The organism is Streptomyces sp. NPDC050564 (assembly GCF_044457265.1).
In the GTDB taxonomy this organism is placed as follows: Bacteria; Actinomycetota; Actinomycetes; order Streptomycetales; family Streptomycetaceae; genus Streptomyces.
In genome coordinates, this window is sequence record NZ_JBITGS010000018.1 from 150,858 (window position 1) to 173,060 (window position 22,203).

At 68.3% G+C, this 22,203-nt stretch carries 34 protein-coding genes; 4 read left to right on the forward strand and 30 right to left on the reverse strand.

Annotation, left to right across the window (positions count from 1 at the left end):
- Position 1: 1 nt before the first annotated feature.
- The 23 genes from ACIBK0_RS27655 to ACIBK0_RS27765 form a co-directional block, all read right to left on the reverse strand.
- Entirely contained in the window at positions 2 to 1,645 is a 1,644-nt protein-coding gene (locus ACIBK0_RS27655) for a terminase large subunit (RefSeq protein ID WP_399085462.1), read from the reverse strand.
- A 67-nt stretch (positions 1,646 to 1,712) separates the two neighbouring features.
- Positions 1,713 to 2,303 (reverse strand): phage terminase small subunit P27 family, encoded by a 591-nt coding sequence (locus ACIBK0_RS27660; protein WP_399085465.1) that lies wholly within the window; start codon positions 2,301 to 2,303, stop codon positions 1,713 to 1,715.
- Between the two features lie 137 nt (positions 2,304 to 2,440).
- Complete coding sequence (locus ACIBK0_RS27665; RefSeq protein ID WP_399085468.1) at positions 2,441 to 2,626, reverse strand: hypothetical protein; 186 nt, start codon at positions 2,624 to 2,626, stop codon at positions 2,441 to 2,443.
- A gap of 634 nt (positions 2,627 to 3,260) precedes the next feature.
- A complete protein-coding gene (locus tag ACIBK0_RS27670) occupies positions 3,261 to 3,593 on the reverse strand; it encodes a hypothetical protein (protein WP_399085471.1) in 333 nt (110 codons plus the stop codon).
- Positions 3,594 to 3,602: 9 nt separating this feature from the next.
- Positions 3,603 to 5,615: a glycosyl hydrolase family 28-related protein gene (locus ACIBK0_RS27675; RefSeq protein ID WP_399085474.1), complete on the reverse strand. Its 2,013-nt coding sequence runs from the start codon at positions 5,613 to 5,615 to the stop codon at positions 3,603 to 3,605.
- Positions 5,612 to 6,727 carry a hypothetical protein gene (locus ACIBK0_RS27680; protein WP_399085477.1) on the reverse strand — a complete coding sequence of 372 codons (1,116 nt, stop codon included), beginning with the start codon at positions 6,725 to 6,727 and terminating at the stop codon, positions 5,612 to 5,614. Before ACIBK0_RS27680 ends, ACIBK0_RS27675 begins: the two co-directional genes overlap by 4 nt.
- A gap of 10 nt (positions 6,728 to 6,737) precedes the next feature.
- Positions 6,738 to 7,121, reverse strand: coding sequence for a hypothetical protein (locus ACIBK0_RS27685; RefSeq protein WP_399085480.1), 384 nt, complete (start codon positions 7,119 to 7,121; stop codon positions 6,738 to 6,740).
- A gap of 106 nt (positions 7,122 to 7,227) precedes the next feature.
- Positions 7,228 to 7,467 (reverse strand): helix-turn-helix domain-containing protein, encoded by a 240-nt coding sequence (locus ACIBK0_RS27690; protein WP_399085483.1) that lies wholly within the window; start codon positions 7,465 to 7,467, stop codon positions 7,228 to 7,230.
- A gap of 147 nt (positions 7,468 to 7,614) precedes the next feature.
- Entirely contained in the window at positions 7,615 to 7,911 is a 297-nt protein-coding gene (locus ACIBK0_RS27695; RefSeq protein WP_399085486.1) for a hypothetical protein, read from the reverse strand.
- A 126-nt stretch (positions 7,912 to 8,037) separates the two neighbouring features.
- A complete protein-coding gene (locus ACIBK0_RS27700; protein ID WP_399085489.1) occupies positions 8,038 to 8,451 on the reverse strand; it encodes a hypothetical protein in 414 nt (137 codons plus the stop codon).
- A gap of 15 nt (positions 8,452 to 8,466) precedes the next feature.
- On the reverse strand, positions 8,467 to 9,069 hold the full coding sequence (locus ACIBK0_RS27705) for a hypothetical protein (RefSeq protein ID WP_399085492.1): 603 nt from the start codon (positions 9,067 to 9,069) through the stop codon (positions 8,467 to 8,469).
- Positions 9,070 to 9,075: 6 nt separating this feature from the next.
- Positions 9,076 to 9,732, reverse strand: a complete 657-nt coding sequence (locus ACIBK0_RS27710; protein ID WP_399085495.1) for a GIY-YIG nuclease family protein — start codon at positions 9,730 to 9,732, stop codon at positions 9,076 to 9,078.
- Positions 9,733 to 9,948: 216 nt separating this feature from the next.
- Positions 9,949 to 12,021: a hypothetical protein gene (locus ACIBK0_RS27715; protein ID WP_399085498.1), complete on the reverse strand. Its 2,073-nt coding sequence runs from the start codon at positions 12,019 to 12,021 to the stop codon at positions 9,949 to 9,951.
- Between the two features lie 9 nt (positions 12,022 to 12,030).
- On the reverse strand, positions 12,031 to 13,329 hold the full coding sequence (locus ACIBK0_RS27720) for a hypothetical protein (protein WP_399085501.1): 1,299 nt from the start codon (positions 13,327 to 13,329) through the stop codon (positions 12,031 to 12,033).
- 21 nt (positions 13,330 to 13,350) lie between these two features.
- Positions 13,351 to 13,557, reverse strand: coding sequence for a hypothetical protein (locus ACIBK0_RS27725; protein ID WP_399085504.1), 207 nt, complete (start codon positions 13,555 to 13,557; stop codon positions 13,351 to 13,353).
- An 87-nt stretch (positions 13,558 to 13,644) separates the two neighbouring features.
- Positions 13,645 to 13,791, reverse strand: coding sequence for a hypothetical protein (locus ACIBK0_RS27730; protein ID WP_399085507.1), 147 nt, complete (start codon positions 13,789 to 13,791; stop codon positions 13,645 to 13,647).
- A 41-nt stretch (positions 13,792 to 13,832) separates the two neighbouring features.
- The gene (locus tag ACIBK0_RS27735; protein ID WP_399085510.1) at positions 13,833 to 14,321 is read right to left on the reverse strand and encodes an NUMOD4 motif-containing HNH endonuclease; all 489 of its coding nucleotides are present in this window, start codon (positions 14,319 to 14,321) and stop codon (positions 13,833 to 13,835) included.
- 100 nt (positions 14,322 to 14,421) lie between these two features.
- Positions 14,422 to 14,673, reverse strand: coding sequence for a hypothetical protein (locus ACIBK0_RS27740; protein ID WP_399085513.1), 252 nt, complete (start codon positions 14,671 to 14,673; stop codon positions 14,422 to 14,424).
- A 40-nt stretch (positions 14,674 to 14,713) separates the two neighbouring features.
- Entirely contained in the window at positions 14,714 to 14,917 is a 204-nt protein-coding gene (locus ACIBK0_RS27745) for a hypothetical protein (RefSeq protein ID WP_399085516.1), read from the reverse strand.
- 49 nt (positions 14,918 to 14,966) lie between these two features.
- Entirely contained in the window at positions 14,967 to 15,179 is a 213-nt protein-coding gene (locus ACIBK0_RS27750) for a hypothetical protein (protein ID WP_399085519.1), read from the reverse strand.
- A 172-nt stretch (positions 15,180 to 15,351) separates the two neighbouring features.
- Positions 15,352 to 15,543 (reverse strand): hypothetical protein, encoded by a 192-nt coding sequence (locus ACIBK0_RS27755; RefSeq protein WP_399085522.1) that lies wholly within the window; start codon positions 15,541 to 15,543, stop codon positions 15,352 to 15,354.
- On the reverse strand, positions 15,540 to 15,707 hold the full coding sequence (locus tag ACIBK0_RS27760) for a hypothetical protein (protein WP_399085525.1): 168 nt from the start codon (positions 15,705 to 15,707) through the stop codon (positions 15,540 to 15,542). The genes ACIBK0_RS27755 and ACIBK0_RS27760 overlap by 4 nt, the downstream gene beginning before the upstream one ends.
- The gene (locus tag ACIBK0_RS27765; RefSeq protein ID WP_399085528.1) at positions 15,707 to 16,141 is read right to left on the reverse strand and encodes a DUF6907 domain-containing protein; all 435 of its coding nucleotides are present in this window, start codon (positions 16,139 to 16,141) and stop codon (positions 15,707 to 15,709) included. Before ACIBK0_RS27765 ends, ACIBK0_RS27760 begins: the two co-directional genes overlap by 1 nt.
- A gap of 210 nt (positions 16,142 to 16,351) precedes the next feature.
- Between ACIBK0_RS27765 and ACIBK0_RS27770 the strand changes: the two genes are divergently transcribed.
- From ACIBK0_RS27770 to ACIBK0_RS27785, 4 genes are all read left to right on the forward strand, one after another.
- Positions 16,352 to 17,080 carry a GntR family transcriptional regulator gene (locus ACIBK0_RS27770; RefSeq protein ID WP_399085531.1) on the forward strand — a complete coding sequence of 243 codons (729 nt, stop codon included), beginning with the start codon at positions 16,352 to 16,354 and terminating at the stop codon, positions 17,078 to 17,080.
- An 80-nt stretch (positions 17,081 to 17,160) separates the two neighbouring features.
- Positions 17,161 to 17,772, forward strand: coding sequence for a GIY-YIG nuclease family protein (locus ACIBK0_RS27775; RefSeq protein WP_399085534.1), 612 nt, complete (start codon positions 17,161 to 17,163; stop codon positions 17,770 to 17,772).
- Between the two features lie 66 nt (positions 17,773 to 17,838).
- Positions 17,839 to 18,231 (forward strand): hypothetical protein, encoded by a 393-nt coding sequence (locus ACIBK0_RS27780; protein WP_399085537.1) that lies wholly within the window; start codon positions 17,839 to 17,841, stop codon positions 18,229 to 18,231.
- Positions 18,232 to 18,612: 381 nt separating this feature from the next.
- On the forward strand, positions 18,613 to 18,858 hold the full coding sequence (locus ACIBK0_RS27785; RefSeq protein ID WP_399085540.1) for a hypothetical protein: 246 nt from the start codon (positions 18,613 to 18,615) through the stop codon (positions 18,856 to 18,858).
- Between the two features lie 48 nt (positions 18,859 to 18,906).
- Here the strand turns inward: ACIBK0_RS27785 and ACIBK0_RS27790 are convergent, their stop codons facing one another.
- The 7 genes from ACIBK0_RS27790 to ACIBK0_RS27820 all read right to left on the reverse strand — a co-directional run bounded on the left by ACIBK0_RS27790 (position 18,907) and on the right by ACIBK0_RS27820 (position 22,164).
- Positions 18,907 to 19,212, reverse strand: coding sequence for a hypothetical protein (locus ACIBK0_RS27790; RefSeq protein WP_399085543.1), 306 nt, complete (start codon positions 19,210 to 19,212; stop codon positions 18,907 to 18,909).
- Positions 19,209 to 19,820 (reverse strand): hypothetical protein, encoded by a 612-nt coding sequence (locus ACIBK0_RS27795; protein ID WP_399085546.1) that lies wholly within the window; start codon positions 19,818 to 19,820, stop codon positions 19,209 to 19,211. Before ACIBK0_RS27795 ends, ACIBK0_RS27790 begins: the two co-directional genes overlap by 4 nt.
- Positions 19,821 to 19,849: 29 nt before the next feature.
- Positions 19,850 to 20,320: a hypothetical protein gene (locus ACIBK0_RS27800; protein ID WP_399085548.1), complete on the reverse strand. Its 471-nt coding sequence runs from the start codon at positions 20,318 to 20,320 to the stop codon at positions 19,850 to 19,852.
- A gap of 334 nt (positions 20,321 to 20,654) precedes the next feature.
- The gene (locus ACIBK0_RS27805; RefSeq protein WP_399085555.1) at positions 20,655 to 20,831 is read right to left on the reverse strand and encodes a hypothetical protein; all 177 of its coding nucleotides are present in this window, start codon (positions 20,829 to 20,831) and stop codon (positions 20,655 to 20,657) included.
- On the reverse strand, positions 20,828 to 21,031 hold the full coding sequence (locus ACIBK0_RS27810) for a hypothetical protein (protein ID WP_399085558.1): 204 nt from the start codon (positions 21,029 to 21,031) through the stop codon (positions 20,828 to 20,830). The genes ACIBK0_RS27805 and ACIBK0_RS27810 overlap by 4 nt, the downstream gene beginning before the upstream one ends.
- Positions 21,032 to 21,092: 61 nt before the next feature.
- Positions 21,093 to 21,464, reverse strand: coding sequence for a hypothetical protein (locus ACIBK0_RS27815; RefSeq protein WP_399085561.1), 372 nt, complete (start codon positions 21,462 to 21,464; stop codon positions 21,093 to 21,095).
- Positions 21,457 to 22,164, reverse strand: a complete 708-nt coding sequence (locus ACIBK0_RS27820) for a hypothetical protein (RefSeq protein WP_399085564.1) — start codon at positions 22,162 to 22,164, stop codon at positions 21,457 to 21,459. Before ACIBK0_RS27820 ends, ACIBK0_RS27815 begins: the two co-directional genes overlap by 8 nt.
- Between the last annotated feature and the right edge of the window lie 39 nt (positions 22,165 to 22,203).

Here is a 22,203-nt window from a genome sequence, read left to right on the forward strand (position 1 = left end):
GTCAGAATCCGACGGCCTTCTTCGACTTCGCCTTCGGCCTGCGCAGGTATCCGTCCAGGCCCATCACCGTCGCCGCGATCCCGTCGATGCGGGCCTGCGACTTCTTCCGGTCCGGCTTCGTCGGCCGGTAGTTGTCGTTGCCGTCCGCGATCGTCTCCACGCACCCGGCCATCCACCGCAGCACCGGATGCCCGCCATGCCGGAACGCGTTCGTCGCGAGCAGCCGGTCCAACTCCTTCGAAGCCGGCCCCAGCCCGAGGAACGTCTGCGAGATCGGCGTCACCTTCACACCGCGCTTCGTCTCCCGGTCCACGTTCTGCACCAGCTGACCCGCGAACATGCGGTCGTAGCCGATCCACTGCACATCGAAGTGCTTGCAGTCTGACAGCACCTGCTTCTCGATCGTGTCGTAGTCGACCGCATCACCCTCGGTCAGCTTCAGGAAGCCCTCCCGCACCCACTGCGCAAGCGGCACCTGCAACTGCCGCTGCAGATCCTCGAGGCGCTCCGACGGCAGCCAGAACCGGGACACCAGTTCCACCTCGACACCCGGCTGCTTCGACTCCACCACCAGGACCCACGCCGAAAGGTCCGACACCGCCGAGAGGTCGAGGCCGCCCCACGCCCGGCGGCCCTTCAACGCAGCCTCGTCAACCATCCCGGCCACTCGATCCCACGACCGGACGTCGATCCACCGCGTGGACGCCTTCTCACGGATGTTCAGCGACAGCCGCAGGAACGTCGGGTAATAGCTGGGCGTGGCCTGCGCCTTGTTCGCCTCGCGCCGCAGATACGCCAGCGTCGGCGACGTTCCCAGGCCAGGGTTCGCGCGCCGCCACGTCTTCTCGTCGAACGGGTCGTCGGTCTCATCCGCGGCCCAGATCACGCCGTAGTGCGCGGGATCCTGGACGACGTTCTCGGCGACCTTGCGGGTGTACGCGTGCTTCTCGTCATAGATCGAGCCCTCTTGCGCGTCATCCGCCGTCGTGATGAACACGATCAACGGCTGATCGCGCGCGCCCGTACCCGTCTCGATCGCATCGATCAGATCCCGCGACTTATGGACGTGGACCTCGTCGATCACCGCGCCGGAGACGTTCAGACCGTGCGCCGTCTCCGCGATCCTCGACAGCGCCCGGAAGACGCCGCCCGTCCGCGGCACCCGGATCACCGAGGTGAGCACCTCGGCGCGGCCCTTCACCGCCTTCGACGTCTGCGCCATCCGCTTCGCATCATCGAACACACGCTTCGCCTGCTCCAGCGAGCCGGCCGCCGCATACACCTCGGCACCCGTCTCCCGATCCGCCAGCAGCAGCGCCAGGCCGATGCCCGACGACAATGTCGACTTGCCGTTCTTACGCGGCACTTCGATCCACACCGCGCGCACCACGCGGACATCCCGCTCAAGCTCCGGGTCATGCCACAGCCAGCCGAAGACCGGCAGGATCACCCACAGCCGCTGCCACGGCGCCAGCCGCAGAAAGCTCCCGCCCCAACGGCCCTTCGTGTGCTTGAACGACTCGATCGCCTTCACCGCACGCCGCGCCGCGGCCACATCGAACCAGGCGCCATCCTGCTCCGGCATCTGGAACGCAGACACGAGAGGCCGGGACAGGAGCGCGTCGGCGATCTCCTCATCCGACATGCCCAACTCATGCAGAGCCGCCCGAGGAACCGGCAGACCTTCCTCACGATCGGCCGCACTGAGCTGCTCAGTCGAAGGGATCGTCGTCGTCGCCATCGTCGCCACCCTCCGGCGGCGTCAGCCGGCCGCGAGCAGACGGCGACAGCCCCAACTCCCCGATATAGGTCTTCAACTGCGTCCGGTACTGCGCCGCAATCGTCGTCAACGGATTCCGGCACGGACCCCGCTGCCCCATCGTGATCAGACCCTCGATGGAGAGCTGCCGCTCACACCACTCCAGACGGGCCACGCACACGCAGTAGTCCACCGCCGTCGACCGATCCACCGACGACAGACCCGCCATGTGCTGCAGCACCGGAATCACCCGCTGCCACTCACGGCTGGCGACCTCGCGGCCGAACGCAGCCGCCTCGACGGCCAGCTTCAGCCGCTGCCAGATCGCTACCTCGCGGCGGTACTCCTTCAGCTCCTCGTCGTCCGCCCCTCGCGGAGCCCGTGGCTTGTCCGGCAGACGCGACTCGGGGAAGAACGTCGACCACTCCGGCTCGACCAGTACGGCCGGCGGGAGCTTGACGCCCTCGCGGACGGGCCGGCGGCCTGGGTTGCCCTCGCGGACGACCTGGAGCGGGGGCTTCGGCTTGCGGCCAGGCACGGCCATGCAAGATCACCCCCAGATCAGAAGGCTCTGAACTGCGCCGTCACGAATTTCCCTCCCCGGCGGTCCCCCGCGGGCGCGCGTGCGGGTGCGCCCCCACCCGTGCGCGCGAGGATCTTGAAATCATCGAATCGGAATGATCATTCGCCGCGCTTCTTGCGAGTTCGAGCGGCCTTCTTCGCCATCCGAACTCGATCTTCGTGAGTCTTTCCCGCGTTGGCGATCTTCGCGGCTCGCGTCTTACCCATCGTCGGCTTCATCGCCTCGTAGGCCTTGACTCGGCCGGCCGTGATGCCTCGCACGTGTCCGCCCTTGCCCTTCGGCATGGCGATCACCTCTGTCGTCGTGTGGCTTGCTGCTCGGCATGCCATCCGCCTCGCTGCTCAGGCGTGGCTGCTGTCTGGCTGCTGTGGCATGGCTTGCACAGTCCGCGTCCGTACTGCGGATCATCAGCATCCAGGCCTTGCTGCTCTAGCTGTTGGCGTGAGCGTGGCCAGTGGTCTGCCTCAGTGGCTGGTGCACGTCGGCACAGTACGCATACAGGCTGGGCATCCAGTACACCTCGCCTGAACCTGTCCTCATGCCTCTTGCCGTAGCCCCTCTGCCTTGCTGTACCTCTGACCCTGTTGTCACGTCCGTGCATCGGGCATGGCTTGGTCTGGTCACAACCAGGCTTGGAACATGGAGGCTTGAGCCGTGAGGGCATACGGATCACCTGCCCTGCACTAACCTGCCCATCCGGAACCAGGGGGGTTCCAGAAGCAAGGGGGTCTTTCAGATGGCCACTGGTTGCCGTGATTGCCGCACGTGCACGATGAGCTGGATTGCGAGGCTCGGCCGCAGCACGCTGTATCTGTTCACGATGGCTTGGCTGATCAAGCCTGTGTTCCTGCGGAACTGCCCTCAGTGCAAGCACATGATGGGCCGCCATCAGAGGCGGCGTGACGGCTCGTTCCAGGACTAGACGCGCACGACCTGGATGGTCAGCTCTGCGTTGTCGACGTTGACGGCGAGGACGCTGCCGTAGTCGGTGGGCGGCCACGGCCCGAACACCTGCGTCTCGCCCGCGGGGAGGGTCTCGCTGCGCGTGGGCGCGACGAGGCCGTCGATGGAGCGGACCGTCGCGAAGGTCACCGTGCGGGCCGTGCTCGCGGCGTTGGTGTTCTTGACGATGAGGATGACGCGGCCGTCGTTGGCGACGCTGTTGCCGTTGACGGCGTCGCCCGCAGTCGCGGCCGGAAGCGTCGTACCGGCACGCGAAGCCTGCGTTGCGGTGAGGGAAGTGCGGGGCATGAGGGCTCCTTATGCAGGTTCGATGATCATCCAAGCGACGGTCGATGCGTCTCCGGCCGCCGTGGACTTGACGCTGAACGAGGTGCCAGCGGTACGCGCCGAGACGTAGGGGCTTGCTGCTGTGCCAGCGTTCGGCGTTTGAATGGTCAGGAAGATCCTGCTGGTTGCCGTTACCGCCGTGGTTGAGATCACCACCGCGGTGGTGCCGTTGAGGGTGGCCGTGCCCATCTTGGCGTTGGTGCCCTCTTTGACTCGCAGCCCTTTGCCGGCGAGGCCGATGATGACGTCGGAGTCGGTGGTGCCGATCTGCGCTGTTCCCTGACGGCCCCAGGTGGTGTCGCGGGCAGAGGCGCCGGGACCGATCTCGACCCTGTCCGCGTAGATCCGCAGCCGGTCATTGACGTCCGTGCCGGCCACGTTGATCGCGGCAACATGGTTGCCCGAGGCTGAGGGGCGCCAGGAGTGACGCTGCCCGGACGCGAACCGGTAGTCGATGTTCCCGAAGAACTCGAAGTTCGAGCCGTCCACTCGGCTCGCCAGTTGAGGCTGAGCGGTCGGATACCAGTTGGTGGAGGCGCTTCCCGAGCCGGTGAAGTTCACGCCCAGGACGCGGACCACGGCGGTGGCGATGTTGATGATGCCCTGAACGCCTGCCGTGCCGGTGGCTACCACGGGTGTACCGAACCGGCAGTCTGTTATGAAGCCTTCCGCGCTGCCGCTCCAGCTGATGTCGTAGTTGGTGCCGGTGGCCCCTTGGCCGCCCTGCGAGATCAGGCACTCGTCGAAGTAGATCCCGAAGCCGCTAGAGGTGACCGAGACGTTGTGCGTCTGGTTGTTCAAGATCCTCATGTTGCGGACCCTGACCTGGTTGGAGGCGCCGGCAATCAGGATGCCGACGATGCCCTGCTGGATGACGCCGCCCTGGATCTGCACGTTCTGCGGGTCACCGTTGGTGCCGGACTCGATGACGACGTTGGCCACTCCGGTCTGGGGGCCGAGCGCGTCGAGGTTCTGCACGAAGATCGCGGCACAGTTTCCGATCACCCGGAAGGCCGCCCCGGTTCCGCCGAGGGTGGCCTGCATCCACGGCATCACGTTCTGCGCGAGGACGTCCCACGAGTCCTCGATGCGAATGCCGTCCAAGTTCGCGTTGGCACCGGAGTTGACGCCAAGGAAGCGGGTGAAAATGTTGCCGAGCTGGACGTTGGCAGCGGGGGCCGCGGGGTCCGACTTGATGTGGATACCACCGGCACACGACTGAACCTTGATCATGTTGATCTGAGTGCCGTGCAACGTGGTGGCCGCAGTGCCGAAGAGCCGGATGGCATAGCCGTTGATCCACTGGAAAGTGGTGTTGAAGACCCGGAACTCCTGCGCACCAGTCAACGTGATGCCGTGGCAGGCCGGGTTGGACGTGGTCGTGGTCGAGGCGCCCCGGATCTGGATGCCCTGGATCATGCAGTCATCCGAGCTGACCGTGATCGCGCTGGAGCCGGTGAACGACGACCCGATACGGATCGTCGTCGCCCCATGACCGGCGCCCTGGATGGTGATCGGCGCGCCGAGGTTGATCGGGCTGGAGCCGTTCAACAGGAAGTCGCCAGGCGGAAGGTAGACAGTGCCGCCCCGTGAGCCCAACGCGGTGATCGCGGCCTGGATGGCTGCACTGGCGTCGACGGTCCCGGTGGAATCTGCGCCGTAGGGCGCCTTGGTGACATTGATCCAGTCGACGGATACCAGGTTGTTCGCGTAGGCGCGGTCGCCGTGCGGGTCGACGGCAGCCGCATGGGCGGCAACCTTCGCCGTCGCATCGCCCGCGGCAGCACTGACAGCAGCGGCCTGAGCCGCGTCTGCTGCACCTTCCGGGTCGGCGCCGACAGCGGCAGCATCGAGCGTAACGCCGCCAGTACGCCCGTTGACGGCGGAGACGAGCCCCGCAGCGACCTCGATGACGGTGGCCGGCTGGCCACCGGACACCTCGATCCCATCCGGCTCGGTCTCACCCGTGACCTGGATCCTCACCGGGTCACCTCCAGGGATGCAGTGACCTTGCCCTGCAAGATCCGCACCACAGTGGATCCCTGATACATCTCCAAGTCCCACACACCGTTGCGGTCAAGGATCTCAGTGACAGTGGCAGGGATGGCGAGCCGCACCGCGGCACCGATGATGGTCAGGTACGGGGTGAGGTCGAGGAGGAGCTCACCATTCGCAGACGCCGCGGAACGGATCTGCGCACGAGCCGACCAGCCCGACCACGTGAAACCAGCGTCGGTGACCGTGTACGTCTGCACGTATGTGCTGCCCTGCTCGATGACCAGGTCCAGGGTTCCCGCGGACAACTCGGCCACCTCCGGGAACTCGTCGCCCGCTGAGACTGCGAACGCGTTGGACTGGGCGCTGCCTGCCGCCGTGCCGTGATAGACGGCAGCCCCGGTCACGGACGCCGTGGACTGGGCGCTACCGGTGGCCGCCCCGACGACGGTACGGATGCCGGTGGCCGTGGCCGATGACTGGGAGCTGCCGGTGGCGCTGCCGGTGTAGACGGCGCCGTCGGACAGAGTGTTGAACAGATCGTAGGCAGCTTCGTCAGCGGTTCCGGCGTCGCGGTGCGCGGACAGGTCCAGGGCGCACGTGTCGATCGACGACGTCACCCAGGCCGGAGTGGCGAGCGTGCGCCGGTTCGTCCACGTGCTGCCGTCTGGGCTGGTGTCCCAGTAGACGTTGGTGCCGTCCTCACGCAGCCGCAGGAACTTGTGCGTGACCGCGCTGTAGGTGACGGTGACGGCCGCCGGATCGTAGTAGCCGGTCTCGGACGAGAACTTCAGCAGCCCGGTGACGGTGTTGATGACGAACCCGACGCGCGTGCCGGAGGTCGCAATGTCGGGCGCGTTGACGAAGACGCTGGCGTAGGCCTCAGTGGCGGTGGATGCCGCGGGAACCGTGGTGACGGCGATGTAGAAGGCGGCGCCGGCCATGGTCCAGCTGTAGGCGGTCTGGTAGCCCGCGTACCCGGTGCCGCAGGGGACGTGGGCTTTGCCGCCGGTCTCGGACACGCCGCCGTAGGCGTTGCCCCAGTCGGCCCCGATGGTGCCGTCGTTGAAGTTGTCGGTGAGCGCCGAGAGGGACGGCATGCGGCCTCCATCAACTCAGCGACAGCGACAGATTCCCGGCGGTGATCTTGTACTCGTCGCCCGCAGCCAGCGTCTTGTTGGCGTCCAGCGGCCCGTACCACAGCCGGACAGGCGTACCCGCGCTGTCCCAGATCTCCCAGCCGACGATCGTGCACGCCGGCATGCCGGTCCACGACAGGTCCGCCGAGTTGGTGGTGGCCCCGCTGACGGCCGCGCCGACGGTGAGGTTCTTGCGGGCGTAGGAGCCGCCCGTCACCTCCGTGCCCGCCGTCGCGTCATCGCCAGCCGCGGTCACCAGCGCCACCTTCAGCGGCGTGGTGGGCGCGGTGGCTGTCAGGCCGTTTATCCAGTCGAGGGCCCTGTTCTCGCCCGTGTTGGTCAAGTTGTCGGCCACGCGGCCTCCTTAGGCTGTGCGCCGCGCGGCGCGGGATTGGCCCCGCCGTCCGCGACGGGGGCGTTGCGGACGGCGGGTCGGGGCGGCATGAGCGGACCGCCCCAGCTCAGGCGGCGCTCCAGGCCGCTTGCCGTTCGGCCTCTGCTTCGGCGAGCTTCCGCTTGACCTCGTCGAGGTCGGGCTTGTTGTACAGCGCCGGGATGCCGCGGCCTTGGCTGGGCAACGCGGCTTGGAGGAGCCCGCGGTGGACCCATTGCCGGATCGTCGATTCGGCGACCTCGGCGTAGGCGGCGGCTTGCGCCGGCGTGAGGAGGTTCTTCGCGTACAGGCTGTAGAGGCGGCTCATCACACCCCCTGACATGCGAAAACCCCCGCCAGTTGCGACGGGGGCTCGTGTGGTTTCTGGGCGCACTTGTGCTGCGCGCTCTTAGTGTTACAGCAGGTCAGCGGGTATGGCAAGTAGATCCAGGATCAGCGTCCTCGCGGCGCTTGGTCAGCCGATGCTGCCGTCGATCGTGCCGTTGTCGTAGTAGTCGAGCATGTCCCGGTCCTTCTTCGACATGCCGTCGATCACGTTGGACACCACGATCTCGTCGTAGTCGTCCTGCTTCACGTCCTTGCACGCGTCCGGCTTACCCTCCCCGCCCGCCTTCGTCTGCGCGACGAGGGCCTTCTGGCACTTGCTGACGGTCTCGCTGTACGGCTCGCCGTTCATCCACAGGATGGTCGCGGTGATGGCGAGTGCGGCGACGATGGCGGATACGGCGATCAGGATGGTTCTGCGGCTCATGGTTCCCCCCTGGAACGGTGTGCTTGTGCATGATGCGTCCGCGTGTGGACGCCGTGAAGGCGAAGTGCCTGGGTTGTGACATGGCGAAGGCCCCGGGCCCGTAGACCGCGGGGCCTTCCGTGGCGGCTAGCGCTTCTTGCCTGCGGGCTTCATCTTGGATGCGGCCCATCCGCAGGCGACGATGACGCCGACGAGGCAGACGGCGAGCATGGTGAGGTTCTGGCCGACGGCCCCGATGATCCCGATCAACGTGCCGCCCATGAGGACGACGACGGCGCAGACGCAGGCGGTGCAGACGACGATCACGGCGAGGATCAGGAACGTGATGACGATGAGCCTGAACAGGGCGGGGTCCAGGCCCTGCTGCTGCGGCTGTTCGGGCATCTGCACGATGATCGGCTGCTGGGTGGGCTGGCCGAGGACGACGTGGACGGGACGCCCGTACTCGTCGTAAACAACGTTCGGCGGGCGGTGGTGGGCGGGGACCGGCTGCTGCCCGACAATCTGATCGGGCAGCCGGTCGGGCGACAGCGGGTTCATGACGGTGAGTTCCCCTTAGAGTTCGCCGGTGCCGGAGCACACGGAGCAGCGGACGCGGGTTTGGTGGTGGACGTGGGAGCGGAGGAGGAAGCTGCCTGCGCCTTCGCATGCGGCGCAGGCGTTTGCGGGGTCGGGCTTGTAGTCGGGGTCGGCTTCGTGGCCGCCGGCTTGGAGGCCCCAGGCGGCGCCGATGGCTGCTGCTTTGGCCGCAGCAACCGCGTTGGAGACGGGCCGCTTGGCGGCGCGGAAGGCGGCGCGCTTCTTGCGGCGGGCGGCGGGCTTGATGATCCGCGTCCAGGCGGCGCTGCTGAGTTTCTTCAGGTCGTCGAGGACGAGCTCGGGGTGCAGGACGCCTTCGAGGACGGCGCCGCCGATGACGACCCGGAAGGTGTCGTCGTCCTCGGCGCGTTCACGGCCGGTGCTGGCGGCCTGGATCTGCTTGAGCACGCCGAGGGTGATCAGGGCGTCGGGCCAGCTGTGGCCGTTCCAGCAGTTGCCGTAGACGGGGAACGCGTCGATGAAGCCGGTGCCGTCGAGAGTGAAGGCCTCGGAGGCGCACTCGGGGCACAGGTTGGGGTGCCCGTCGATCGTCATCTGCTGAATCTTCAGGGTGAGCATCTGTGATCACCTCCTACCGCGGCGCTCATAGCGGGCGGCAAAGGCGTTCCTCAGGTCGGCCAGTCGGTATCCCATGGCCCGCCCTCCCTCCGCCGTTGGCACCTTTACCGAGGGCACGTCGATCCGTTCGGCCTTGAGTGCTCTGGCGAGCCGCGCGCCAACGCGGCTGCCGTATTGGATGTAGCTCTCCTCGTCAGATCGCGTGTAGCCAGGAACGACGGTGGCGAGGTAGGCGAACGCTTCGGCCTTGGTCACGACATCGCGGCCGGTGGCGGACGCGGCGTCGATCAGGTGGCCGATCAAGGTGGTCTCATCCGACTTCAGGATGTGGTGGACGACCCGGAGCCGGCTCTGCTCGGTGACGCGTTGCGGATGAGTCAGGTGCCCCATGAGCACGGCGGCGGTTGCAACGAGTGCGGCAGGGTCTTCGTTGTCGAAGTCGAACCACTCGCCGTGGATGCGATACGGAGCGAAGTACTCGTGAAGGCTGTACTCCAGATCGCGATCGCCTCGCGTCTTCCACATGACGTGCAGCGGCACTGGAGAGCCGGTGCGGAGCTCGTCGAGTCGGCTCTGAACGTTGCCTGCTACGCCGATCTTCACCGGCCGACTCAGAGCTGATCCGATCAGGTAGACCCAGCGGCCCGAGTGGTTGCTGCTCATGCTTTCCCTCAATCGTCGTTCTGTGGAATTGACCGTGCCGGGAGACTGTCCCGACCTTGCGTTTGTGCAGGTCATGGCCTGCCCGGACCTTGCCTGGGGAGGTCTTCGCCCTCCCGGACCCTGCCCGAGCGGCGACACTGTCGAGGCAAGGTCCTCAACGCTGTGAGCTGGGCGTTCTCTGCGCGAGGCAGGGTCCAGACAGGGTGCAAACTGGGTCTATCGGGCACTCGTCAGGTCGTCGAGCCGGAATCCGCGGGACTCCCTGCCCTCGGCCGTCGCGACCTTCACAGCCTTGACGTCGAGGCCCTCGGCGGTCATCGCGGCGGCGAGGATCTTCCCGACCCGGGCGCTGTACTGGGCGTCACTCTCGGCGGCTCGGCGTTCGTACTGCTCGTCGACAGTCGCGAGGTAGGCGAACACCTCGGCGCGCGTTGCCTCGGCGCGCCGAGTGCTGCCCACCGCATCGACGAGGTGGTCCAGCAGAGTTGGCTTGACCTCGCGGACGATGCGACCGTTCCCCTTCGGGCCGCCGGCCGCCGAGGAGATGCCGGTCCAGGCGGTGAGCTTGGCTTCGATCGGGTCGTGCCACTGGCCGGGCAGCCGGCCCGCAGCCTTCCGCATCTCGTAGGCGTCGGCGATGATCGGCGCCTTGTCGTCGTCGTCGATGAAGAACGAGCGCAGCGAAACGGTGCCGAGGTCAGGCGACTTGAACCAGAACCGGCCCGGCTGGTCGAGCGGGATCACCGACGCGTCGTAGCCCTGCCCGGCCATGCCGTCACCGAGGATCGTGTTGGAGGCGTTCGGGGACTCGGTGTTCATGGCGGCACGAGAGATCAGGTTCTGGCGAAGCCGGCCGCGGACGACGTCGACTTCCGGGACCTGGGTCGCTGCCACCAGGAGCACGCCGAGGCCGGCACCGACGGCGCCGATCTGGGCGAGACTCTCGACGATCTCATCGACGTAGGGACTGGTTCCCTTGGCCGTGTACGTGGCCAGCTCGTCGATGTCGATGAGCTCGATGCCGCCGATCGCCTCGATGAGGTCTTCGGTCAGCTTGGCCTTGCCGCGCTCGTCGAGGAAGTCCGCCCGCCGGTCCAGATCTTCCAGGACGGCCCGCAGGAACAGGGTGAGCCGTTCGGGGTTCTTCTTGACGAACGTGGCCAGCAGTCCGGAGAACGCGTTGTGCTCGCCGGATGCCTTGCCGTCGAAGAGGCGCAGGTTGAGCCGCACGTCCTTTGCCGCGCCGAGGTTGAGGTTGGCCAGGAAGACGCCCTTGCCGCGTCGGGTGGCGCCGCCGACGAGCATCATCGTGTCGCGGACCCGGACGAGCACGGTGTTCCCTCGCTTTCCGAAGGCGAGCGGTGCGCCGTCGTTCCACAGGTCGAGCTTGCCCTTGTGACCAATGAGCGGGGAGGCGTGGGCGCTGGCGAACGGATCCTCGCGGGAGACCCAGATCTCCAGTCGGGACTCGCTGCTACCAGCTCCGCGGCCAACACTGAGGTCAAGCCAGTCACTGTGGACGGCGAGCGCTGATGCGATCTCCTTCTTCTTACCGAGGGCGAGCACGGCGGGCATGCCGGACGGTAGGTCGACGGCGTAGGCGATGCCGGGGCCCTCAGTGTGGGGCAGTCCGACGCCGCGGATCTCCGCGGCCCGCTTCTCCGGTACGACGCCGGCCTCGACGAGGATGCGCCGCATGGTCTCCTCGCCGAGGTGCGAGGTGCGAGTGGGGGCCTGCACAGGGGCGACGGTCGGTCCGTCGGGCCGGCCGAAGTAGGCGCCGGTGATGATGAAGGCGAGGGCGAGGAGAAGCTGAACCCACCAGCTGCCGACGGCGACGGCGACCGTGGTCCCGGCGAAGAAGATGAGCCCGCTGATGCCGGTCTTTATCCAGTGGACCTTCTTGTGCTGCTTGTACTCGGCGCGACGGACGTCGACCAGAGCCTTGAACTTCGCCTCGTCGGCCGGCTTGCCCTTCGCCGCCCGAAGCATCTGCTTCGCCGACTTGATCTGCTGCCGGTAGTTGTCCTCGTGCGCCTTCCACCAGAGCAGGCACAGTCGCCGGTATCCGCGGATCGACCAGCCGAGGTAGTGGAGCGAGTGCATCGAGTGGTGGATCGCGAAGTCGATGCCGTTGTCGCGGATGTAGACGAGTCGGCGGCGCAGCTCGGTGCCGGACAGCATCCAGGCCGGGCGGGGACGCTTCTCGACGACGAACAGGTCGGCCGTCTCGGGGACGTCCTTGACGAGCGTCAGCGGGGTGCGCTCGTCGCTCAGCGGGGTGGCCATGGCGGGTCCTCAGTCCTTCTTCTCGGTGGTCTGCTCAAGGCGTGCCTGCTTCTTCGCGCCGGCGGTGTACGGGGCGGTGTCGCCGGCCCTGCGGACGGGCGGAGTGCCGCCATTGCTGGCGCGTCCGTCGGGGGCGTTCGGGTCGCGCTTCGAGCGAGGACCCTTTTGGGATTCGATCAGCGAAAACTCGCCCTTTATGGGCGCCTCGGTGACGGCCCGCATGCGGAACTGTGCGGCCTGCGACAGCTCCTCGATTTCGGGGCGGATGCCGACCGTCTTGCAGCCCGTCACGCGGTACCAGGCTTCGGCCCAGATCTGCTCGGTGACGTACTGCGAACCGCGGGCCGAGCGGAGCGCATCGGCGACCGCCCACACGTCGTCGTGATCGCCACGGCGGTCGGCGTCGCGGCGAGCCTGCTCCTCCGCGGCGGCCTTCTCGCGGGCCGCCTTGTCGGCTGCAGCCGTCGCCTCGGCGGCCTGCTTCTCAGCCCGCGCGGACTCCCGCGCCTTCTTCTCCGCGGCGGCCTTCTTCTCCGCTGCCCGCCGCTCACGGAAGGACGGGATGCCGTCGGCTTTCTGCGCGATGCCGTGCTCGTAGGCCATCAGCACGATCGGGCCGCCAAGCGAGGCGATGGCGCCGATCAGGCCGGCGTTGAAGCCGATCCGGGCGTCGGACAGGCCGCCGTACATGTTGATCCCGGCGGCGATCGCGGCGCCGAGCATGATGCCGACCCGGTAGGGGGCGACATCCCGGCGGTGGGCGACCGCCCACGCGGCACCGAACGCGAGGACCAGGGCGAAGCCCTCCAGCAGCGCGGGCGCGGCGAGCAGGAACGGGCGCTCGCGGTCCCAGAAGTGCATGAACTGCACCGGGGCGGCGATGATCAGGCCGACGGCGTAGATGCTGCGGGCGCCCCACTTCCACCAACGCTCGGACCGCTGCTGCTCAGCGTCCCGCTTCGCTTCGGCGGCGTCCCGCTCGGCGTCAGCCTTCTTCGCCTTCTCCTCATCCGCCTTGGACTTGGCGGCCTCGGCGGCCTTCTTCGCGAGGTGCGCCTTGTGGTCGGCCTGCTCTTTCTCCAGGCGCATGCGGGCGCGCTCGTTGGCGATGCGGTCCTTCTCGGCCTGCTCGACGGCGAGGATCTCGGCGGCCTTCGCCTCACCCTCGGCCTTGGCGCGGACAGCGTCGGCTTCGGCGGCGGCTCGGGTACGGATCGCCTCCGCCTCGGCCAGCGCTCGCGGGTCGAACCGCGGCTCGGGCGAGGCCACGGCGCGGCCGTTGACCTTCTCGACGGATGTGGCGGTCACGTGGATCAATCCCTTCAGGGGTCAGTGGCGGCGTGTGGCGTGGGCGGGACGGCGGCGGGCGGACGCGATCAGGCCGACGACTGCGGCGAGCAGCAGCACGGCCGGCTGCGCCAGAACGGTGAACGCGCCCGTCGCGGCCAGCTCGACCGGGGTCGCAGCCGCGGGCCACAGACCCACGATCAGCAGGTAGGTTCCGGCGAGCAGCCAGAGGATGGGGTGACGACGCATGACGGCCTCTCTCAGGCAGTTGGGGTGGGGTGGTGCTGCGCCAGTTCTCCTCACCGCCCGGACGTGCCGGGCGGATCGGACAGCTGGTCAGCGCTTGGTGTCACCGTTCGCGCGAGCAGCCTCGGCCGCGGCGTCTTCCTTCTGGCGACGCTTCGTCTCCTCCTTGAGCAGGTACCGGAAGTCCCTGCCTCGGTGCGCTTCCTTCTCCTCGGTGGACTTGCGGAAAATGGCCATGGCTTTCCTCTCGGTTGGTGGTGCTGGGTGGGGGCTGCCGGTTAGCGGCGCTTGGCATCCCTGTGGGCTTCTTTGGCTCGATCGCGGTGGCACGTCCTGCAGTCCCGGCCGCCGTCTGGCCGCTTGTACGTGTTGACTTCGTCGTAGGGGTGGCCTCGCGGGCAGCTGACTTTCGCGAGGCCCGCGTGCGTCCCATGCCGGATGGCGTCGGCCACGTTCTGGGCCTGAGTCCCCCAAGCGAGGTTGGGGAGCTCGTTATTCGCCGGGTCGCCATCGAGGTGGCGAGAGACGTGACCTGGGGGCCTTGGGCCGATGAACGCTTCAAGTACCAACGTGTGGACTTTGCGAGCCTTCCTGGCTCCCGAAAGGTCGACCAAAGAGACGACTCGATAGCCGTCCTTGTCGGCAGACCCCGTGAGCGCAACTTCCCGCTTCAATGCCCACACCCGGCCGAGATCCGAGACCTCGTACTTACCCTCGAAGCCGACAACTGGCAGCCATTGCTCGGTGGTGTGGGCGTTACGACCCATGACGGGCTCCTCTCGGTCGGTGGATGGTGCGGTGCGTGCCCCGGGCGGGATTCGCTCCCGCGCCCTCACGGCTGGATGCCGGGGCTGATGGGGGGGCGGGCTACCAGAACCAGCCGCCCTTCTTCTTCGCAGGCGGGTCGATGCGCTCGGCCCGCTCCCTCTCGTGCTGACGGGCGCTCTCCTCATCACCCAACTGGCGGGCCAGGTAGGCGGCCTGCTCGTGGACGTCCATGGACCGCCACTCGCCGCGGGGTACTCCCCCCTCACGTGAGGCCGGGCGGTGCGGGCGCTGCGCGGACTCGCGGGCGAACTTCTGCTCCGCGGTCTCCATGTCCCTGAACTTGCGGCCCATGACGGGCTCCTCTCGGTTGTGTGGGGTGGGGTGGTGCCGGTCAGGCGGCGGGGGTGAGGTCGTCGAGGACGGGCGGCTCGTCGGGGTGCCGCAGGTCGTAGTCGGCGGCGAGCCGCTTGATGCGCCGCACGCCGAGGCGGTCACCGGCGTCGAGGGCGATCTCGTAGCGGGACTGCAGGTCCAGACGGGCAGCCTGCGCGGCCTCGTAGGCGTCCAAAGCGTCGGCAATCAGGTACAGAGGCATGACGGTGGTTCCTCACTGGTCAGGTGGGGCTGGGATGGGGGTGGGTTGGTCAGAGCGGGTCGAGCAGGTCGTTGAGGGCGTCGCTGGATTCGCGTGCGGCGGCGGCAACCTCGCGGCGCTCGTCAGCAGCGCGCTGCAGGGTGCCTGCGGCGACGGTCTTGCCCTCGGCGGTCAGGCGGTCGGCGATCTTCTGCTTCTCGTCGGCCCATCGGTCGTGGTCGGCGGCGATAGCGGAACGCTGCTGCTGGGTGTAGCGAGGCATGAAAACTCCAGGGGAAGAGGGGATGGGGTGGAACACCGCGGGGTGGCGGGACGGAGGGGAGCCGTGGACATCCGCCACCCCGCGGTGGCTTGGGGGGTCTAGCGGGGCCGGTTCTCGCTGGCCTTGTTCTTCTCGCGCAGCTTGCGGAGCATCGCCTCGCGCTCGACGTCGGTCACGACGCACCCCCGTCGATGACGCGGAGGAGGATGTCGAGCGCGCCCTGCAGGCCGCCGATCAGCGACAGCAGTTCCGTCGTGGACGCTGCCGCGACATCGACCCGCCCCGAATCGGCGAGCGTCCAGCGGACACGCTCCACAGACCCGCGGTCTGCTTCGTCCAGGGCGATGCGGGAGGCCACGGTCACCAGCCCCGAATCTTCAGGGCGCGGCGGCGGGCAGCCGGCTCGACGGGCAGCGGCGGAAGGTCCGGAGTCGGCTCCGGGCGGCGGACGTAAGACGCGGCCTCATGCGCGGCGCGGTCAGCCTCGGACATCGGGGCGGCCGGCTGAGTCGGGGTTGCGGTGCTCATCACGCCACCTCAGCCTTCAGGGCGCGACCCATCGTGCGGATCTTCTCAGCGAAGGCGACGAGGTTGTCCGCGAACTGCTCGGCGTGCTCGGCGTCCATGTAGGAGCCTTCGGCGCTGACGCCGTCCTCGACGAAGAGGAACGGCCGGCGCATCTCGTCGTCGCTGCTGAACGGGTCGATCCCGAGACGGGCGTAGGCGAAGAGCAGCGGGGTGTCGGCCCGGCGGGGCGCTTCCAGGTCCGCGAACGGGCCGGAGTGCCAGACGTCGGCGAGGAACTTCTGGTTCTCGCGGACGTGGTCGATGACGCACCACGTCGGACATTCCAGGAACACGTACTGCCCGTCCACCAGTGCGGGGACGATGTGCTTGTCGGTCAGTGGGGCCGCCTGGTCGGCGGGTTCCGGCGTTGCCGGGGACTGTACGGTGGTCGTCATGGATTCGGTCTCCCTGGGCTAGAGGAGTCGAGTTCGTAAGCCCCGTTCTGGCGCGCTACCGCCGGGCGGGGCTCTTTCGTTGCCGTGATCCGAGTAAAGCACTATGCTTAGTACTACGCAAGCCCGATGGACCGACTCACCGGCGCCTTCATCGAAGGGGGGTGGGAGACTTCGTGAAGTACTACACGTGAGAGAGCGAGGCCCAGGTAGATGGCAGAAAAGCGCTTCCCAGAGATCGCTGCGCACTTCAGGCAGCTGATCGACGACGGAACATTGCGCCCTGGCGACCAAATGCCGTCGATGGCCGCTACGGCCGAGCAGTTCGGCATCACCGTCACGACGGTCAACAAGGCCTACAGGATGCTCAAGGCCGAGGGGCTCACCCTGGCCAAGCCCGGCGTCGGCACAGTGGTGGCCGTTCGCCCCAAGATCGCCTCAACTGGCGCCGCGCGACTGCGGCGCATCGAGCGAGGCGGCAAGCCATATGCAGTTGGGGAGACGTCCGTGAACCACACGGCAGCCCTCCGCTCCTGCGCCGATCCCGACATCGCCACGCAACTCGGTATCGAGCTGCATGACGAGATCATCTTGCGGACGCGGGTCTTCCTGCGTGACGGAGTGCCGTCAGTCGTGGCGCTCTCCGCCATCCATCCGCGCGCCCTCGGCCCGGTACCCGAGCTTCTCAGCGGCGAGCCGATGGGCCGGTTCTGGCAGGAGTTCTACACCGAGCGCACTGGCCGCGAGGTCACACGCCTGCCGGAACGGCGCGGCGCACGTCTCGCTGCACGAAGCGAGCTGGACGCGCTGGGCGTCGTAGCGCCACCCAGCGCAGCTGTACCCGTGCTGATCCTGATGAACGTCTTCCTCGACGACGACGGTCCGCTGGAAGTCTGGGAGGACGTCTATGCACCGGGCGTCTGGCAGGTCGACGACGAGTAGCGAGCTGCGGGGCCCGTTCAGATGAGGTGAGCGGGCCCCGCTTCAGATCTTCTCAGGCCACCTATCGATCAGGAGAACGAATGACCGAGGAGTGCGTCTATGTCATCGGGACACCGGGGGTGAACGTCGTCAAGATAGGCACCACCAACCAACCCGATAGACGTCTCAGGGACATCCAGCGCATGTCCCCTCTCCCGCTTGCGATTCTCTGGAGCCACCCTGGCGGGCGCGAGCTGGAGATGAACCTCCACAAGCACTTCAAGAACCTGCGGTCACACGGGGAGTGGTTCGAGTTCCACGCCGACCCGGTGCGGCTGGTGCGATGGGCGGTAGAAGATCAGCCCTGGCTTCGACCCAAGGTGAGCCTGAAACGGCTGGCAGGCATTCCGGCGGCAGCGCGAACCCCCATCCTTGGCGCCCACTCACCGTCCAGCCTCCCGCTATACAAGACGTTGGCGGAACACATTCGCCAGCAGATCATGAATGGCAGCATCGCCGTTGGCTCCAAGACACCAGCACTTCACACCTACGCCGAGCAGTTCAACTGCAGCTACGAGACCGTGAAGCGCGCGTGTGACGATCTCGCGGACGTCGGAGCACTTCAGCACAGCAGTGGCGGCTACTACGTACCGAAGGAGCCTCGGCCTGTACTCCCCCACGACTGGCCCCGGCGCTTCAGCTTCCCCGCCTGACCCCGCCTGTCATAGCCGGCTACTAGTCTGGCCGGGCCCGCATTCCCCGGAAGGAATTGATCACGTATGCGCCCCCTGGAATTCCGCGACTACCTCGTTGACCTGCTGAAGAACACTCCGGGTGTGCAGCGGGTGGAGGTGCTGGAAGGCGGCAAGTATCCGTTCGCTGTGGCCGCGACAGTCGGTGGCCGTGAGCTGCGTTGGCAGGTGATCGGCCAGCTTGCCGAGGGGGCGAAGCACGCCACGCCGACGCCGGCGGTTGAGTCCGGCCCGCCCGCGTTCGAGGAGGCGCCGATGGATGGCGCGCCGGACGCGTGGCTGGCCGGGGTGATCGGCGCAGCCGAGCCGGTAGACACCGAACGCATCGAGGTGTGGTCGACCCGCGAAGGCAAGAAGAGCGACCCCGGGTTGACCATCTTCTTCCACAACGGCGAGCGGGCCTTCATTCGCCTCATCTGAGATTTCCCCGCGGCCTACTGGCTGGCGCGCGGCGGAATGCACCACACAACAGCACCATCCCCACGAGCAAGGGAGAACTGAAGTGTGTCAACACGCAAGCGGCCAGCGTTTCGAACCCGGCAAATGTTCGGCCTCATGCCCGGTCTGCGGGGCTTACGGCAGCGCGAATCCTGGCGAGCCGTGCGCACCGCACCAGCCGCAAGGCAGCCGCGAGATGTGCCCGGGCAGCGGCCAGCCCGCGGTCTGACCGAGCTCTGACGTCTCCACAGCCCCGCTCGTTTCGCACGGGCGGGGTTTTCACGTTCGCGCCCTTGTGGCCGCGGTGTACGCCGCTGACCGTGGACTGTCTGCGGGGTGGCGGGACCACGACAGGGGGGTTTCATGGCGAGCAAGTTCGACGACTTAGCCGGCCGACTACTGCTGCGTTTCGCGGTAGTCCTGCACCACACGGTGGCGGGCCGGGTTGCGCGGGAGCGGCAGATAGCTCGTCGGGATGCGGCGATCCGTGGCGCGCACCGGCGGGGCGTGCCGGTGGAGACGCTGGCGGCGCGCATGCGGCTGACACCGAGCTGGATCCGGCAGGTGCTCAACGGGAAGAAACCGGCGGAGGTGGAAGAGGCCGCGTAGGCGCACAGCAGAAGGCCCCCGCTCCGGAGTTCCGGGCGGGGGCCTTCGTCATGCTCGGCGCCTTCTCCTGCGCCTCGGTTCGCGGGCGATGGGGCTGTTCAGGTAGCGGCTGGGGCGCGGGCCCGGGTCCCATTGCGGGTAGGCGCGGTGTCCGCAGGGGTGGAAGGTGACCACGAGGACGCCGTCTGACCGCCACTCCTCGGTCGCGGCCTTGGGGGCAGGCCAGTCGTGCACCGGGCAGCAGTCGTCCAGCGGCTGGCCAGTGGCGAGGGCCTGTTCGAGGTTGCGGGTCTTGCGGATGCCCATGGGAAAGATGAGCTCGTGGTCGTGCCAGAACGTCTGTCGAATGCTCACGCCGCCCGCCGTTCCGCGAGCGGCAGCCCCATCAGCTCCGTGTGCCCGTACTGAGCCCCGCAGTTGCGGCAGCGCTCGCCGGGGCTGTCGAGGGTGATCCGGAGGGTCTGGCCGCAGGGGCAGGCGACGGGGACTTTGATGGGCGGCTTCTCCCCGGTGACGATTCGCCGCGCCTGTCCGGCGATTTGGTTGAGCTCGGCCGCGATCTCTTTGACCGCCGGGTGTTCGTCGCAGATGACGCCGAGGTTGGCGAGGAGTATCCCGCACGCCCAGTCGACGATGGCTTCGACGCTGGTGTAGGCGGGGATGTCCCATTCCTCGCGTTCGCACAGGTCGCGTGCCCATCCGCCGACAACGCCCTCGATGCCGCCGCGGGATCGAAGGTCCAGTGCGTCGACCGAGCACGGCAGGGGCGCGGACCGGGTGGCGGACCTACCGTCGCCGCCTCGCCGCCCAGGCTGGAGGGCGTCGCCCAACTGCCGGTAGAGGCGCGGCAGCTGGCGCAGGTTGTCGCGGATGCGGTCCTCGCAGCCGCGGTGAACGCGGTCACGGTCGCGGGACGGCTTGTCGCAGACGGCGCAGTACTCGGTGGGCTGGTCGTCGAGCATGGCGTGCCTTTCGGGCGGTGCGGGCGGGGCTACGGGCGGTCGTACTTGGTGTTCCAGTGGGCGGCGTCCTGCTCGGCGCATTCCTGCACGCTGGGCCCGTCGTCGGGCTGGCCGGCCGCCTTCAGCACGCCCCGCCATCGTTCGACGCGCACGCATGGCACGGGCCCGATGTAGACGGCGGTCGCGCCGCCGGAGTCCGGGAAGCGGGGCTCGGCAAGCACTTCGGTGAGCGCGGCAGCGAGCTGGCGGCACAGCTCCTCGACGTGCTGCCGGCTGTGGACGACGCGACGCCACTGCTCGGTGCGGGACCGGGAGGCGGCCTGCTCGTCCGCGAGTTCGGCCTGGTCGTGGACGAGTTGGGCGGTGCAGGCGGCGAGCGCGGCATCCCGGGCCTGTAGGGCGGTGCGGAGTTGGGCGGCTTCGGCGGGGAGCAGGACGCCGTCTTCGGCCCGGTCGACAAGGTGCAGCAGGCGGTGGAGCGGGGGCGGTTCGGGGGTCATGGGGTCTCCGTTCGGGTCGGCGGTGCGTGGTCGTGGCTCTCGCTGGCGTTCTCAGGCTCGGCGCGACTCCGGGCCGCGCGCGGGCCGTTAGGTCGCGAGAGAGGGCTCCAGGGGCCTTCTCGGGCCTCCTGGGGTCCAACAGGACCCCGTCGAGGCGTCTCGCGGCCGTCTGCGGGCTTCTGCGCCCGTCTCGCCGCCCGTCGTGCCGCCCGGTTCGCCCACGGCTCCGGCTCGCCGTCCGGCACCCACTGCTCACCGGTCGACCCGAGTTCCGTCTCCCAGCGGGCGCCCGGCGTTCCGGCACGCTCGCCGCGCGGGCTTCCGCTCGGCCCGCTCACGGCCGACCCCCGTTCTTGATCCGCCCGTTGGGCAGGAGCAGCCCGTCCGCGGTCGCCCGCAGCCGGAGCGCACGCAGCAGGGCGCCGCGGGGCTTCTCGCCGCGCCGCACGTACAGCGCGAGCAGGCGGCTGAACTCCTCGTCGACCAGCAGGCGCAGAATCCGGGTCGTCATGACGCGGCCTCGCCGCCGCGACGAGCATTGATCGTGTCCCCGAGGGCAAGGATGGCCTGCGCCACAGCCGCGGTCGCGATGGCCTGCGCTCGTGCGGCGTTGGCGATGGCTATGTCGGTGGTGGTGCGCTGGCCTTGGATCTCGGCGAGGGTGGTGCGGGCGGCGACGATGCTTGCCTCGGCGTCTGATCGATGACTCACGGTGGTTCCTTCCAGCGGTGCGGGGTGCCGCCCCCACGGCGCAGGGGCGGCAGGGGCGGGGTCAGGCGGTACGGCGCGCCTGCTCGTAGCGATCGCGGGCGGCGATGAACGCCTCGTCGCTGCCGCCCCGGTCGGGATGCGCGGCGGCCATCGCGGCTTTCAGGTCAGCCAGGGACTGCGGCTTCGGCCGGGTGGGGATGTCCGGTGGGGTCAGATGCAGGCGGCGCATCGAGCGGCCGTAGTAGATCTCTCCATCGGCCTCGATCTGCTGCCGGTCCACAAATCCCGTCCGGCCGCTGAGCGTGAAGTAGATCCGCTTGCTGGTCTTCTTCGTGATCGGGTGACGGTGGATCTGATAGTTGCCGAGGGGGCCGTCGTCCCAGTTGGCGTCCCAGAGTTCGTACAGGAACTCGGCGGCGGCGAGCTCAGCCACGGTCGTTCTCCTTGCCGGGCTGCGACACGACGGCGGGCTGCTCGGCGGTGATCGCGTTGAGCATCTCGGCGGCGTCGGCGACCAGCTCGGGGTAGTGGTCCTCGCCGTCTTCCTCGCCGCACTCCCAGCCCTTGTGGATGTCGTAGTCGACTTCGTTGACCAGGGCGCGGACGAACAGGTCGAGCGTCTGCGGGGTGAGGTGCCAGCACCCGGCCTGCGTCTGGTCCTGCTGCGCCTCGCCGGCCACACGGCCCGGGCCGGTCGCGGGCTGCTCGTCGGCCAGACGGCGCAGCCGGATGCCGTCGGCGTGCATCACACTGTCGCCCTTCGGCCACAGCTGGTCGGCGGAGCGGGTGAGGTGGTCGGCGGCCCGCAGCAGGAGCGCCCGGTCGGCGGGCGCTGACGGCGGGGTAGGCGCGGCGGCGAGCTGTGCGCTCCTCAGATCGGCGAGCTCCTGCGCCGCATCGGTGTCCCCGGCCGCGGCGCGCACCTCCAGCGGCAGGCTGGACCACACCTCGCCGAGCCACTCCATCGCCCACTCGTCGGGCCGCGCGCGCTCCATCGAGTCGAAGACCGTGGACAGGGCGGCGATCAGCGGGGCGTTCAGGGCGCGGGACTCGTTGAGGGAGGCGAGGAAGGCGGTGTTGATCTGGCTGGCGGTCGACGGCCGCCCGGTCTGCGGGTTGGTGGTGTCGGGCATGCGGGGCTCCAGAGTCGGTGTGATGTGATCGGCGGTACG